10 protein-coding genes are annotated in these 14,810 nt (G+C 65.1%); 4 read left to right on the top strand and 6 right to left on the bottom strand.

Features of this window, described 5'->3' with window-relative positions; all coding sequences use genetic code 11:
• Positions 1-32 precede the first annotated feature (32 nt).
• From ACFMO7_RS07570 to ACFMO7_RS07550, 5 genes are all read right to left on the bottom strand, one after another.
• The gene (locus ACFMO7_RS07570) at positions 33-1,070 is read right to left on the bottom strand and encodes an SMP-30/gluconolactonase/LRE family protein (protein ID WP_376794916.1); all 1,038 of its coding nucleotides are present in this window, start codon (positions 1,068-1,070) and stop codon (positions 33-35) included.
• Between the two features lie 63 nt (positions 1,071-1,133).
• Entirely contained in the window at positions 1,134-2,183 is a 1,050-nt protein-coding gene (locus tag ACFMO7_RS07565; RefSeq protein ID WP_376794915.1) for a fumarylacetoacetate hydrolase family protein, read from the bottom strand.
• A gap of 3 nt (positions 2,184-2,186) precedes the next feature.
• Positions 2,187-2,519: a putative quinol monooxygenase gene (locus tag ACFMO7_RS07560; protein WP_376794914.1), complete on the bottom strand. Its 333-nt coding sequence runs from the start codon at positions 2,517-2,519 to the stop codon at positions 2,187-2,189.
• Positions 2,520-2,666: 147 nt separating this feature from the next.
• Entirely contained in the window at positions 2,667-3,668 is a 1,002-nt protein-coding gene (locus tag ACFMO7_RS07555) for an NAD-dependent epimerase/dehydratase family protein (RefSeq protein ID WP_376794913.1), read from the bottom strand.
• 387 nt (positions 3,669-4,055) lie between these two features.
• Positions 4,056-7,829, bottom strand: a complete 3,774-nt coding sequence (locus ACFMO7_RS07550; RefSeq protein WP_376794912.1) for an NB-ARC domain-containing protein — start codon at positions 7,827-7,829, stop codon at positions 4,056-4,058.
• Positions 7,830-8,346: 517 nt separating this feature from the next.
• Here ACFMO7_RS07550 and ACFMO7_RS07545 point away from each other — a divergent pair.
• The 3 genes from ACFMO7_RS07545 (at position 8,347) to ACFMO7_RS07535 (ending at position 11,690) form a co-directional block, all read left to right on the top strand.
• Positions 8,347-9,378, top strand: coding sequence for a VOC family protein (locus ACFMO7_RS07545; RefSeq protein ID WP_376794911.1), 1,032 nt, complete (start codon positions 8,347-8,349; stop codon positions 9,376-9,378).
• Between the two features lie 57 nt (positions 9,379-9,435).
• Positions 9,436-10,575 (top strand): FAD-dependent oxidoreductase, encoded by a 1,140-nt coding sequence (locus tag ACFMO7_RS07540; RefSeq protein WP_376794910.1) that lies wholly within the window; start codon positions 9,436-9,438, stop codon positions 10,573-10,575.
• A gap of 116 nt (positions 10,576-10,691) precedes the next feature.
• On the top strand, positions 10,692-11,690 hold the full coding sequence (locus ACFMO7_RS07535) for an amidohydrolase family protein (protein ID WP_376794909.1): 999 nt from the start codon (positions 10,692-10,694) through the stop codon (positions 11,688-11,690).
• Positions 11,691-11,888: 198 nt separating this feature from the next.
• On the opposite strand, the gene ACFMO7_RS07530 is transcribed toward ACFMO7_RS07535, so the two are convergent.
• Positions 11,889-13,301 carry an FAD-binding oxidoreductase gene (locus ACFMO7_RS07530; protein WP_376794908.1) on the bottom strand — a complete coding sequence of 471 codons (1,413 nt, stop codon included), beginning with the start codon at positions 13,299-13,301 and terminating at the stop codon, positions 11,889-11,891.
• Positions 13,302-14,026: 725 nt separating this feature from the next.
• On the opposite strand from ACFMO7_RS07530, the gene ACFMO7_RS07525 reads away from it, so the two are divergent.
• Entirely contained in the window at positions 14,027-14,788 is a 762-nt protein-coding gene (locus ACFMO7_RS07525) for an SDR family NAD(P)-dependent oxidoreductase (protein WP_376794907.1), read from the top strand.
• The last annotated feature ends 22 nt before the right edge of the window (positions 14,789-14,810 follow it).

The raw sequence follows: 14,810 nt of genomic DNA, 5'->3' as shown, positions 1-14,810 counted from the left end.
GCCTGGAGGTGCTCCGGCCCGGGCAGGATGGCTTAGCGCCAGTGGATCATCGGCAGGCCGGGAACAGGGCTGCGGAAGTAAGGAATCGTAGTTCCGCGCAGGCTGCCGAGATAGACGGTGCGTAGGTCCGGTCCCCCGAAGGTCAGGCTGGCCAGCCAGGGGGCGATCGTGCCATGGGTGGCGGCCAGGATCTCAGGCGTCAGGCTGTGGCTCTCGTAGTGGGCGAAGAGGCGGGCCTTGGTCTCGGGATTGCTATCGTCGAGCAGGGTCAGAACCTCGCCCTCGGGTGTGATGGCGATGAGCTGATCGGTAAAGATCAGCGTCACCCAGAGATTACCACAGGCATCGAAGGCGAAGCCGTCGGGGAAGCCCGGCAGACGTGAGGGGCCGTAGATCTCGCGATCGGTCAAGGATCCATCGGGCTGGACCCGCAGGCGGCTGATGCGCCAGGCCGTGCTCTCAACAACGTAGAGCCACTCTTCGCGCGCGTCGAAGCGGATCTCATTGGTACCGCAGAAGCCCTCGGCGACGATGCGGATGCCGCGCTCATCTATGAGAGCGATGTAGCCGTCGGCGGTGCGTGTGTTGAGCTGGTTGGTCCAGGGATGTTCACGAGTGTTGACGCTGAGCCAGATGCGATTGTGGCTGTCGCGCAGGACGAAGTTGGCCTTGCCCAGCGGCTGGCCGTCGATCTCCGTATAGAGGGTACGCAGGCGCCCGTCGCGCGTCATGATCTCGACGGCATCGGTTCCCCAGTTCGCGATGATCAGATCGCCGTTTTCGGCGAAGGCCAGCCCATTGGGAAGCGATCCATAGGCCTGAACGTAGCGCTCTTCAAAGCTGGTCTCGCTGCCCGTGGGGGACGCCTGGGGGCGCTCGACCACGGGCAAGATCAGCTGCTGGCGGCCATCGGGATCGATGCGCATGACGCCGCCGCGGGCGTCAGCGACCCAGAGGGTGCCGTCGCGCTCGGCCAGGATGCACTCCGGACGCTGCAGATCGTGACCGATGTTGCGAATGCTGCTGCGGTCGACCTGCCAGTCTTTGAGTGGGTTGGCTGAGGATACCATGATCCTGCTCTCCTTTGCTATGGCCTCGTTGGCCTGGACAGCCTGGCCAGGCTGGCCGGCTCTTTAGCGCGCCCGGCCGGGGCTTTCCTCTTCGGCCAGGCAGCGGTTGCGCTGGGTGCCGAGGCCGCTGATGCTCCCCTCCAGAACGTCGCCAGGCTGCAGGAAGCGCTGATAGTGCATGCCGTTGCCGCGCGGCGAGCCGGTGCAGATCAGGTCTCCGGGCCAGAGCTGCACATAGTGGGAGATATATTCGATCAGGCGCGCAACACCGAAGATCATGTCGTCGGTCCCTTCGTCCTGCATGACCTGACCGTTGAGCTTGAGGGTCAGGTGGAGTCGCTGGGGGTCGGGTACAAAGCTGGCTGGGACCAGGAAGGGGCCGCTGGGCAGAAAGCCGGGTGGGCATTTGCTGCGCAGCCAGTCGCTGCCGATGGCCTGCAGGTCAGGACGATAGACGCGATCACGGCAGGTCAGGTCATTGACAATCGTATAGCCGGCGACGTAGTCCAGTGCTTGATCGCGCCTGACATGGCGCGCGGCCTTCCCAATGACGACGCCTAGCTCTAGCTCCCAGTCCACTTGCTGACTGTCTGCGGGCAGGAAGATCGGGTCGTAGGGACCGGTGATCGCCGAAGGGATCTTGGTAAAGACGTAGGGCTGGCCATTGGCGATGCGGGCATCCATGATGCGCTCGGCCAGAGCGCGCCGTTCGTCCTCGTCTGTCTGGTCATGGGCGCCATGCCCCTGGGCGACGGCCAGTTCGATAACGTGCTGACGGTAGTTGGCGCCGGCGCAGAAGACCTGGCGCGGATAGAGTACCGGTGCGTGGACGTGCAGGGCTTCTAGCGGCTGCCAGCTCAGCTCTGGGGTGGCCGCTGGGTGGGCCGACTCCAGGCTGAGGACCTCGACAGCTCGCTGGAGGGCGCGCAGATTCTGCTCCCAGTGCTCTAGCAGCTCCAACACGCTCTTGCTGCCGCAGAGCGGCTGCCCAAGCCGTTCGCAGAGCGGCTGAAGGGCGTCAACCGCCACCACTTGCTCGTCGAGGACAAGGCCGGCAAATGGTGGACAGCCGGCCACGGAAAACGAACCAAGGACAAAGAATCGGGTGCTCATCTGCTACTCGCCTGCTCTCTTCTGGTCTGTGCTCACCGGTGGCTGACCAACAACCAGCGTGTAGAGATCTCGCTCGCGTTTCTCCAGCAGCGGCAGGATGGTCTCTTCGACGAACTGGCGATAATGCGGGGTCTGGCGATGGTGCTGCAGGGCCTCCTCGTCGGCGTACTGCTCGTAGAGCAGAAACTGGTCGGGCTGCTCCTGCGAGCGACAGGCGTGATAGAGCAAACAGCCAGGCTCGCTTGTGGCGACGCGCGGCGCCATCTGTTTGAGGGCGGCCTCGATGGCGTCGCCCTGGCCCGGTTTGCCGTAATAACGGGCTACCAGGACGATCATAGATACTGCTCTTCCTTTCTCCTCTCCTTCGCGCTTGTACACGTTGCTCCTTGGGGAATGTGCTTCCGCTCGAGCGGAAGACGAACGGGCGACCCGCGTAGCCCTGGCCACCAGGACCCGTCGGCTGGCTGGCTGGCTGGTGCCTGCTCAACGGGCAGCGGCTCCGCCCTGGAGGGCGGACTGGTCCAGCTCGCCGCGGGCGACCTGCTGGCGAAAGAGCGCGATGGTGGCGGCGATGCCCTCACGCAGCGGAGTATGAGGCGGCGAGCCGATGAGGCGGCTAAGCGCCTCCGCGGAGTAGCTCTCGGGCGAGGGAAAAGCTGGCTCGGCAAAGGTGATCAGGCCGCGGCTGGCGGGTACCAGCTCCTCAATAAGGGCCACGATCTCACTCATGTGGGCGACGCTTCCATGCAGGTTGAAGACCTCTGCCCCTTCGAATGGCACGCGGGCGCAGGCGATAAAGGTCCTGGCCACATCGTCGACGTACTGGAACTCGCCCCGTCCCCCAAAGGGAATATGGAAGGGACGCCCCAGCACAGCGGCCAGCATGGCGCGCGTCGGGGCCGAGGTCAAGCCCTGATCGCGTCCTGGCCCATAGACGGTGGCGGGCCGCAGGCCGATGCTGCTGAGGCCGTGCTCCTGCCAGTAGATGCGGGCCGTACCTTCGTTGGCCTGCTTGAAGACGCCGTAGAGCGAGTTCGGGCGCTGCGGCGTCTCATGCTGCACTACGCCGCTCGCCCCGCCAGCCTGGGAATCATAGACGGCCACCGAGGAAGCGTAGACCAGTCGCCGGATCTGCTCCGTGCGCCGGCGAACGGCCTCGAAGACGTTAACGGTGCCGACGACGTTGACGCGCGCTCCCAACGACGGATTGGCGCGCACGGAGGGCATCTGTAGGGCGGCCAGGTGGACGACATGTGTGATCTCTTGCTGATCAAGGACCTCCTCCAGGGCGCCCAGCTCAGCGATGTCGCCCTGAACGAAGGTCACCTGGGCTAGCTCGTCCGGCGTCATGATGAGCTTGAGCCGCCACCTCTCCTGGCCCAGGTCAAAGGCCACGACTGGGATGCCTTCGCGCACCAGATTGCGCACGATCCAGGCCCCAATACAGCCCAGGGCCCCCGTGACAAGAAAGCGTTCTTGGGCCATGCTCGCTTGCTTCCTTCCTTCCTCCCTCTGCTCTGCTACCTGGCGCTTCAGCGCCGCTATGCCTGCCGCTATGCCCGCACCTGCCAGGTGGCTGCCGGATTCCCCTCGCGCCGGGGGCTTGCTCGCCGCCGGCGTGCTGGCCAGAGAGAGCAAGCAGCCGAGGCCTGGGCGGGCGCGAGCATAGCAGAGGGCATCTGTTCCTCCACTCTGCTGCTCAGTGTAGCCGGGCTATCGTCAGAGGTCACTACCGTTCGCTTCCGTTTTCGCTTTTCCGGTTGCTTCCGGTTGAGGGAGGGAGGGAGGGGAGCTGAGCGGGCTGGGGGGGGGCCAGGGGGAGATGGGTGGGCTGGGCAATTGTCCCTCTTCCTTATTATTACTGCTAATCAATCACGAATACGAATGAGAGAGCGCGGTCTCGCCACCCTCGCAGGCGCCCAGGGCCTTGAGGGAGGCTTTTTGCGCCTCGCTGAGGCCGCGCACCTTGCAGATATTCATTCGCTCGTAGGGACGCTCGCTGCGCAGGAGGTAGAGGCGGTTCCCGGTTCTCGTCTCGAAGATCTGGATGATCCCATTATCGTCGCCGCTGGCCAGCAGCTCGCCGTCAGCGCTAAAGGCTACCGACCAGACCTGGCCGCTATGGCTGGCGAAGGTCTGCGAGCAGAGGTGATAACTCAGGTCCTCGATCTGGCCGAGCCGCAGGGTGTGCTCGTCGCCGCTAGCCAGCAGGCGGGCATCGGGGCTGAAAGCGATCGCTCTGAACCAGGTCAGGGCGCCGTGTCCGGGCCAGCGCTGGCGACGATAGCCGCTGCTGAGGTCCCAGAGGCTGAGGCTTCCATCGTTGCTGCTGCTCAGCAGCCAGCGGCCATCGGGACTAAAGGCCAGGGCGCCGATAGGGCTGGCCTCGCCCTGCAGGGTGCGCAGGCAGCGCCCGCTGTCGACCTCCCACAGCTTGATCTCGCCGTCGTTATCGCCGCTGGCCAGGAGGGAGCCATCGGGGCTGAAGGCCAACGACCAGACCATTGAGCCGTGGCCGTGCAGTGTTTTCAGGCAGGCTTCCTGGCCATCGCGGCGCAGATCCCAGATTTGGACAGTCCGATCGTGGCTGCCGCTGGCCAGAAGCTGGCCGTCGGGAGCCAGAGCCAGCGACCAGATGACGGCGCTGTGGCCGTGCCAGGTTTTCAGGCAGTGCGCGCCCTCTTGCTCTGTCAGCCTCCACAGGCGGATCGCCTGGTCGTCGCCACTGCTGATGAAGGTGCGACCGTTGGGCTGGAAAAGAATCGACCAGATGGGGCCGGCGTGCCCCTGGAAGGCGTACAGGCAGCGGGCCTGGCCGTTGGGGGCCAGCAACCAGAGGCGCAGCAGGCCATTGTCATCGCCGTTCACCAGATAGCGCCCGTCCGGACTGAAGGCCATCGAACGCGCCACGCTGCTATGGCCCTGCAGGGTACGCAGGCATTTACCGCTCTCTACATCCCAGAGCTTGACCTTGCCGCTGTAAGAGACACTGATCAGCAGACCGGCGGGGCCGAACGCCACGACGCTCACAAAGGTCGAGTGACCGTGCAGAATACGCAGCCGCTGGGCCTCAGCGCCCAGTCGCCAGATCTCGACCGCCCCATCGTCGCAGCCGCTGGCCAGCATTGTCCCCTCGGGGTTGAAGGCGATGGTAGCGGCACGCCTCGTATGCAGGCGTAGAGTGGCCAGGAGGCGCCCGTTGGCCACCTCCCAAAGATTAACCAGGCCATCTTCGCCACCGCTGGCAAAGAGCTTCCCTTCGGGATGGAAGGCTACCGCCATGATATCGCCCCGGTGGCCGTGCAAGATCCGCACACAAGCCCCCGACTCTACCTCCCAGAGACGCACCGTCTCGTCGTTGCCGCTGCTCACCAGCAGGCGGCCATCAGGACTGAAGGCCAGGTCCCAGACGGGGCCGATGTGGCCATAGAGCACCTTCAGGCAGCGACCCGTCTCGATCTCCCAGAGGCGGATGGTTTGGTCCATCCCGCTCGTAGCCAACAGGCGCCCGTCGGGGCTGAAGGTCACGGCCCGCACCCACTTCTCATGACCCTGCAAGACGCGGAAGCAATGTCCACTCTCCTCGCCGCGGAGATGCCAGAGCTTCACGCTGCGGTCGTAGCCGCCGCTGGCCAACAGGCGCCCGTCGGGACTGAAGGCCAGGGCCCAGGCCATGCGGCTGTGACCGCGCAGCGTCAGTACCGGGCGTCCTTCTGCCAGATGCCAGAGACGGATCTGACCGCTGAAGCTGCCCACGGCCAGCAGGCACCCGTCGGGGCTGAGGGTCAGTGAGGCGATGCTCTCGACCGGCTCCGTAAAGAGCGAGTCGCTGATCCAGGCGGCGGCAAAGCTGGCGCCCTGGGCCTCGATGCCCTGAAGATAAGCCTGGCGCACAGCCAGACCGGAGAAATCCATATTGCGCAGATGGCCGCGCAGGGTGGCCACCAGATTGACCAGATTGCCTCCGCCATAGCCCTGGACCGCGTAGGGCAGGCCGCGCAGGCTACCCGTCAAGGCCATTATCCGCTCCTCCAGCCGCTGCTCGTCCCCGCAGAGCGAGAGGAGACGCTCCAGCAGAGGCTGCAGCAGCATGCGGACCTGGCTCTCACGAATATAATCCTTGCTGCTGGCCTTCATCAAGGCGTGCGAGAGCAGCAACCGCGGACGCTCTTGCAGAATCTCCTCGCAGACCTCCTCGACCAGACGCTCGCTGACGTACTCCATTACCACCGGCTGCAGCGTGAAAATCGCTCCCTGCTCGGCTCGCTCCACCAGGCAGCGCCAGCGCAGCGACTTCAGGGCGGCCAGCAGCTCGCGGCGCGAGATGGCGCCCAGCAGATCCTGACCAAGCTCCTCGAGCGGTACCATCTCGCGCTCAATCGCCAGCCAGTACATCAGGTCACGTTCCAGGGAAGAGAGGCGCTCGAACTGGTAATCCAGAAGCTGACGGACGGTGTGCAGGAGCCTCGGCCCCTCGCGCAAGAAAGCCTCGATCTGGCCGCCGAACACCTCCTGGACGGTGGCGGCGGCCAGCTTGAGCGCCAGAGGGTTGCCAGCGTAGTGGTGCACCAGCTCATCCCAGGCGTGCGGCGAACCCACAAGGCGGCGCTCCTCTAGCAACTGCTGGATGGCCTCGCGCTCCAGGCCGAAGAGCTTCAGGGCGCGCACTGGCGAGAGCGGTCCCTCCAGCGGCTCCAGCTCGCCGGGCAGCTCACGGCTAGTCAGCAGCAAGCAGCTCTGATGAGTGCACTCGGCCACCTGGCGCAGCAGGCGCCCATAGCCCTCGTAGCCCTCGCGATAGCCTCCCTCGAAGCTACCGGGCTGCAGCAAAGTCTCCAGGTTATCGAAGACCAGCAGGTAGCGCCGCCTGCGCAGCAGGTCGAGCAGAAGGGTCATGCGGCCTTCGAGCTGAGATGGAAGCGAGAGGCCCTGCTGCTGGGTCAGGGCCTGGATGCAGTCGGCCAGCAGCTCATCGAGAGGGGGAGCGTTGCGCAGAGAGCGCCAGAGGACAAACTCGAAATGGGGCGCCACCTGCTGAGCGAAGCGAACGGCCAGGGTGGTCTTGCCGATGCCGCCCAGCCCCAGGACGACGATCAGCCGACAGTGATCGGCGAGCAGCCAGCGTTCCAGAGTGGCCAGCTCGCTCTGACGGCCATAGAAGGAAGAGGCGTCGGGGGCCTCGCCCCACTCGGCGCGGGCGGCACGAGGGGCGGTCGGAGGGTCGGGTGCAGGCTCGCCTGTTGGCGGCAGCGGCGAAGAGGGCCGGGCGGCGATCGCAGAGGAAGAGAGGGCAGGTAGAGGCTGAGAGGAACGGCGCCGGGCCTGAAGCAGCTCCGCAAACCACAGCTCATCGAAGGGGATCGAACGCCGGGCCGCGCTCTCGGCGGCCTGCTGCCAGAGGGTGCGAGCCTCTTCGTGGGCCTGCTCCTCGTGGAAGGCGCCGTAATGCAAATAAATCTCGATCAGCTTCTTCAGGTTCTCGCTTGTTGGGAAGGCCGTGCCACCCTCCCAGTGGCGAATGGTGCGCTCCGACACACCGAGCATCGTCGCGATCTCGGCCTGTGTCAGGCCGGCCTTCTCGCGCAGCGTGAGTGCCAGCAGACCGAAGCGGTCATCTTTGAGCTTATACCGACGGTGATAGCCCACGGCATCGTGCTCCCCAAGGCGATGTCCTTGCGTTGGACAGTGCGCAGCGAGCGCTTTCCCTCACCGGAAGCAACCGGAAAGAGAAAAGCGGAAGCGAGTGGTAGTGATCTTTCTCCCACCCTTCGCTACACTGTGAGCGAGTCTGGCGAACAGGGGGGAGAAACGACGGATCTCTACACCAGGCCCAGCCTTCGGTCAGGCACTGACCCCGAGGCCCGCCGCTTGCCAGCCAGCGAGAAGAGCGGTCCTTTCACAGCGTTGTGAGCGGCACGACGGGTACTCAGCGGCTTCCTGGCTGTTATGGTAGCACAGAACTGGCTGAGCGTCAATCAAGGGCGGCCTCTTCCGGCCTGGCTCGCTGAACGGGCCGCTGAGTTGAGCCTGAGCCGTGCCGTGCCGTGCCGCGCCGCGCGACAAATCCTGGGCTGCTTGCGGCCAGTGAGGCTGTGCTATCTACCGCTACTCACCCACTCGATGAGGAGAGCAAGAAACGAACGAAGGAAGAAAGAAGGAGACCATGAGCAAACACCTGCTTGCCCACCTGGCTCATGTGGAGATCATCACGCCGGCCCTGGAGGATTCCCTGCGCTTCTTTACAGAGCTGATGGGAATGGAGCTGAGCGAGCGCGTCGGTGACTCATGCTATCTGCGCTGCTGGGGAGAATTCTACCATCACAGCCTGGTGCTCACCGCGGGCGAGCAGCCGGCGCTGGGGCACATCGGCTGGCGCACCTGGGGACCGGAGGAGCTAGAGCGAGCCGTCAAAGAAGTCGAAGCTGCCGGCCAGCAGGGCCACTGGATCGAGCGCGGGCCGGGGCATGGGCCGGCTTATCGCTTCCGTGGACCCGGCGGCCACCTCAACGAACTCTTCTGGGAAGTAGATCGCTACCAGGCGCCGCCCGAGCTCCGCTCGACCTATCCGCCCCGTCCGCAGCGCTTCACTGGCCGCGGTGTAGCCCCGCGTCAGATCGATCACGTCACCGTTGCCTCGCTTGACGTCATGCGAGATACGCGCTGGTATTGCGATACCCTGGGTTTCCGCTTCATGGAGTACACCGTGCCCGATGAGCGGCCTGAGATCGTAGTCTTTACGCAGATCACCACCAACGAGAAGTCGCACGATCTCGGCTTTGTGGCTGACTTTTCGGGGGTGCCGGGCCGTCTCAATCACGTGGCCTTCTTCCTGCCGGAGATCAAGGACCTCCTGCGGGCCACCGATATCCTGCTGGAGGCCGGGCTGAGCATGGAGTACGGCCCTGGCCAGCACGGCATGGGGGAGCAATACTACCTCTACTTCCGCGAGCCTGGCGGCATGCGCATTGAGCTGAACTCAGGTGGCTATCGCAACTACATTCCCGACTGGGAGCCAGTGCGCTGGGTACCCTCGCAGGGATCGAACACCATGTACCGCAATGCGGCCATGCCCGACTCGATGACGGAATCCTTCCCGCTGGCGCCGGGCGGCTCCTTCCCTGAGCCGGCGGCCAGTGGGGGCAGGCCGGTCGATCCGGACCTGGTCAATCCCTTCCGGCAGCGTGGGCGTGGCTAGGCTGCTCGTCCGGGCGGTGGAAGAATCCTCAGCGAAAGATGGATGGAGTGTCCTACGATGGACAGAAGCGCGCAGAAGATATTGATTGTCGGCGGCGGCATCTCTGGCCTGACGGCGGCAGTGGCGCTGCGGCAGATCGGCTGCGAGGTTGAGGTAGTCGAGCTTAATCCCCAGTGGTCTGTCTATGGCGTGGGGATTATCCAGCAGGGCAACGCCCTGCGGGCCCTCGACCGCATTGGCCTGGCCGAGAAGTGCATCGCCGCCGGGCACCCGATGGGGGGTGTTCGCTTCTACGATCACCAGGGAACCTTTCTCTTCGAGGTTCCTCAGCCCCAGATTGCCGGGCCACGCTATCCCCCAGGCAATGGCCTGACCCGCTCGCGCCTGCACGCGATTCTGCAGGACGCCGTACGCCAGTCCGGAGCGGCGATCCGCCTGGGCCTGACGGTGGCCACCCTGGCGCAGTCCGACAGCGAGGTCATGGTGACTTTCTCCGATGGCTCCTTTGCCAGCTACGATCTGGTCGTCGGAGCCGATGGTCTCAAATCGCTGATGCGCCGCCTGGTCTTCGGTTCCGAGTACCAGCCGACCTACGTGGGCCAGGTCTGCTGGCGCTGCAATGTGCCGCGCCTGCCCGAAGTGACGACCGGCTGGCTCTTCGAGGGCGGCCCCTATGGCAAGGCCGGCTTTATTCCTTTGGCTCCCGATCTGATGTACATCCTGCTGGTGGAGACACCTCCGCCGGGGCCGCCGCCGCGCTTCCCGCGCGAGTGCTTGCCGGCAGCCTATCGTGAGCGGCTGGCTCCCTTTGGGGGACCGGTGGCTCTGGTGCGCGATCGCTATATCACCGATGAGTCGGAGGTGATCTATCGCCCCTTCGAGACCCTGCTCCTGCCTCCGCCCTGGTATCGCGGGCGCGTCCTGCTGATCGGCGATGCGGCCCACGCCATGACGGCCCATGTCGCTCAGGGAGCGGCGATGGCCATCGAGGACGCCATCGTGCTGGCCGAAGAGGTGGCAAGCGGCGATCCGCTGCCGCAGGCTCTGGAACGCTTTATGCAGCGACGCTACGAGCGCTGCAAGGCCCTGGTAGAGATTTCCTCTCAGCTCAGTCAGTGGGAGCGCGACCAGGTTCCCGATGCCGACGTGGAGGGCCTGACGCGCCGCTCGTTCGAGATTGCTGCCGCCCCAATCTGAGTGGGAACCTGCCAAACAACTGGCCCGGTGCCTGGCCGACGGATGGGTGGCCTGATCCGATCTGATCCCTTCCGAGAGCGGGAACCGCTTACTCAAACCGGGAGAGTAGCTGTCTGATGATTATCGATTTCCATGCCCATTATTTGGCGCGCGAGCATCTTGAGATGCATGCCCAGGCCCCTGATGGGCGCATCCTTGGTGCTCGCTGGCGCAGGGAAGGCAGGGAGACAGTGCTGGAGACCGGCGGGCAGCCGCTTGGCAGTGCCTGCCAGCCCGAGGAGTTTTACGATCTCGATAGGCGGCTGGAGCTGCTGGCCAGGGCCGGGGTGGATCTGCAGGTGCTCTCGCCGCCGCCCTTCATGGCCTTCTACGAGTTGCCGGGAGCCGAGGCGGCTCCTCTCCTGCGCGAGCAAAACGAGGCTATCGCAGCCGTGGTGCATCGCTATCCTCGTACTTTCCACGGCCTGGGCCTGGCTCCCCTGCAGGACCCGGAGCGGGCCGTTGAGGAGATCGCCTATCTGATGGATCGGCTCCAGCTTGCCGGTGTCGAGATCCTAACGCGTGTCAATGCCTGGAATCTCGATGCACCCGAACTAGAGCCGGTCTGGCAGGCTCTGGCGGCGCGCCAGGCCCTGGTCTTTATTCATCCGCTGGAGGTTTTGGGGGCTGAACGGCTGACGCGCTACTATCTGCGCAATCTGCTGGGCAATCCAGCGGAGACGGCCTTTGCCCTGGCCTCACTGCTCTTTGGAGGCGTGGTGGAGCGCTATCCGCAGATTCGCTTTGTGGCGGCCCACGGTGGCGGCGTGGCCCCCTTCGTAATCGGGCGCTGGCAGCATGGGGCGCGTGTCCGACCCGAGCTGGCCCATCTGGGTGAAACGCCGCTGGCTCTGCTGCGCCGCATCTATGTAGACTCGCTGGTGCACGGGGCGCAGCCGCTGCGCTATCTGGTGGCTCTTCTGGGGGCCGAGCGCGTGGTTCTCGGCTCCGACTGGCCTTTCGACATGGGAACGCGCGAGCCTGTCGCCCTCTTTGGCGCCGGGCTAGCGCCTCAAGAGCAGCAGTGCATTTTGCAGGGGCACACCGACCTCCTTGGCCTTCGGCCGGGGGACTGAGCTGCAGACTCTCTTCTCCCTATGGTCCTCAGCGGACGGTGCCGTCTGACAACCAGACTGCGCCGTCCGCTTCCGCTTGCTTGCGAGGGCCAGTCGTGGCCAGGGCCTCCCCAGCCCAGGGTCTCTCGACGGCCTGCCTGGCAGTTGACCTTTGCGGGGGCTGGGGTTGGCTGGGCCGGTGGCCCTGGCTGCTCTCACTCAAGACGGGTTCCAGGCGTTCGTGTTGATGGGGGTCTCGGGATTGATCAGGTAAGCGTGGAAAAGGCCCGTCGGATCGTAGCGAGCGCGCAGCGCCTGCAGACGCTGCCAGTGGCTCTCCTCCATGAAACGTGCGGCGCGTGTTGTGAAGTCGGAGTCGGCCAGGAAGAGGCCCTCGCTCAGTGGTTCGATACGGCCCATCTGCTCGGTCAGCCAGCGGCGACAGCGGGCATCATCCTCGGGCTGCTGCCAGACCACGTAGCTGGCGAAGTAGACGTCGGCCTGGAGCGAGAGCGCCATATCGGGCAGGGGGTGGAGGGGGGCCATGCCGAACCAGAGCGAAAAGGACTGAGGTGTCGGCAAACTGACGAAGGCCTCGCGCAGGGCAGGAATGGCCGCAGGCGCCGGCGCATTCAGCCAGGCGTTGTCGACGGCATAGCGATGCTCTTTCGGGTTGGCGCGTCGCTGCTCGGCATATTCGGCGGCCAGTGTGGTCGGCACCATTGTCTGGGCCAGCAGGGCGCGCTCACGTGCCGGGCAGCTCTCGAAAGGAGCCAGGGCCTCGCGAGCCTCGGCAGGCGACTCGGCGAAGCTCAGGCCCTGGACCAGCAGCAGCGGGGCCGCCGTGCCTGTCAGATCGCCGCCGCTGCCCATGCCGACGGCCACAACCTCGACGCTAGGGGCCAGTCGGGGGTGAATCTCGTAGAGCCAGCCCATGACCTCGTCAAAGAGGGCGGCGGGATAGAAAAAGCTGCTGCGCGTCAGGGCCGCCGGCAGAGGGCGCACCCGCAGGTAGAAGCGGGTCACGATAGCAAAGAAACCAGGACCAGCCCCGCGGGCCGCCCAGAGCAGGTCGGCGTGCTCGTGCTCGTCGGCGTGCAACAGCTCGCCCTCGGCGGTCACCACGTCGATGGCCGCCACGCGCTGGCAAGCCCAGCCCCAGCCGCGACAGTTCCAGCCCATGCCTCCCTGCAGGAGGAAGCCGCCCAGACCGACATCGGGACAGTGTCCCCCAGGGAACATCAGGCCCTGCTGCGTGAGCAGGTTGTTCAGCTCGCTTCCCGTGACTGCCGGGCTGACGCGCATGATCCCGGCCTCGCGGTCCAGCTCGATCTGGCGTAGTCCTCCGAGATCGATCAGCAAGGCATCGTCGCGCAGACTCCAGGCGGCCCAGCTATGGCCACCGGCGCGCACCGAGACTTTCAGCCCTTGCTCGCGGGCCAGGCGAACTCCGGCCACCACGTCCTCTTCGCTGGTGGCCATCAGAATGGCGGCGGGATAGCGCGCGGGTCGGCGTCCGTTGAAGATGCGTCCACAGCGCGCCTCTTCGTAACCGGGCTGGCCCCGCCAAAAGAGACGGCCCTGCAGGGCCGCCGGCCTTCCTCCGTTGTTCTGCTTGCTCGGCTCGCTCATATCCCCTACCTTTCTCCTCAGGCTCCTCTCTGACCCTGGCTCTGGCTCACAACAACCCTCCGAAGAAAATAACAAAGACGGTCTACTCTGCGCATGGCATCCAGACCTCTCCTCTGCCTGCAACGCTTGGTCTTGCAAACTTATCCCCTGGCGCACCGGTCCGGGCGCGCCGGTGCGGCGGGACAGGCCGCGGCTCCTCCCTGCGCCAACGGGGCCTTGCCCTGCTAACTGCCTCTCCCGGGCGGTGAGAGGAGTAAACCCGCACCAGGGGAAGGAAGGCCCGTCGACGAAGGCTAGCGACCTGTCCTCGATCAGGCAGTGTAGCCGAGCTGGACGAGAAAATCACTACCACTTGCTTCCGACTTCCTCTTCCGCTCGCTTCCCGCCAGAAGCGCCAGCCTGTCTGGCCTGGCGCCTGGCGGCCCCGCTCAGGTTCGGCTGCAAGGGGCAAACGTGGAGAAGAGAGGGGGCGAGCGGGCCTTCGGTCGGAGAGAAAAGAGGCTCCGTTGGGGCCTCTTCCGAACCGGAAGCGACCGGAAAGGAAAAACGGAAGCGAGTGGTAGTGATTTTGTCCTACGCCTCCCATACACTGCAGGAAAGGCACAGTCACAGGCCGGTCACGAAAAGGCGGACTGACCCGGCAAGTGGCCTGCCGGCCTGAGTGCGCCAGGTAAGGTAAAGGTAAGGGAATAAGCAGGCGCACAACCATGTGGGAGGAGCAGACAATGAGCGGACGACTCGAAGGCAAAGTCGCGATCATCACCGGGACGGCCAGCGGTCAGGGACGTGTGGCCGCCCTGCGCTTTGCTGCCGAAGGCTGCAAAGTTGTTGGCTGCGACCTCAACGTCGCGGGCGCCGAAGAGACCGTTCGCCTGGTGCGGGAAGCTGGCGGCGAGATGGTCTCGCTGCACCCCTGCGACCTGAGCGATCCCGAGCAGGCCCAGCGAGTCGTCGAGCTGGCGGTCAGCACCTATGGTGGCCTCGACATCCTCTACAACAACGCAGGCACGGCCTGGATCGCGCCGATCGAGCAGATGACAACCCGCATGTGGCAGGATACCCTGCGCAGCGAGCTGGATACCGTCTACTACATGTGCAAAGCTGCCTGGCCCCATCTCATTGCCCGGGGAGGAGGCTCCATTATCAACGTTGGTTCCGTCTCCGCCAAGTTTGGCAGCGAGGATGTGCCCGGTCTGGCCCACGCCGCCAGCAAAGGGGCCGTTATCGCCATGACGCGCCAGCTTGCTGCCGAGGGGGGCAAATACGGCATACGCGCCAACACCATTTCGCCGGCCCTGATTCGTACACCGCAAACCGAGTGGGCCATCTCCTCCGGGGCTTTGGATGGCATCATGCGCAAGCTGATGCTCAAACGGATTGGCACGCCGGACGACGTAGTCTTCTGCGCCATCTATCTAGCCTCCGACGAATCCTCGTGGGTCACCGGGGCCGATTTCGCCGTTGACGGCGGAGCCAGCGCCTTCTAGGGCATCGTCTGACAGGAACAGG

The sequence above is a fragment of the Thermogemmatispora sp. genome (assembly GCF_042408735.1).
Lineage (GTDB): Bacteria > Chloroflexota > Ktedonobacteria > Ktedonobacterales > Ktedonobacteraceae > Thermogemmatispora.
This window is presented reverse-complemented; position numbering and strand designations above follow the sequence as displayed.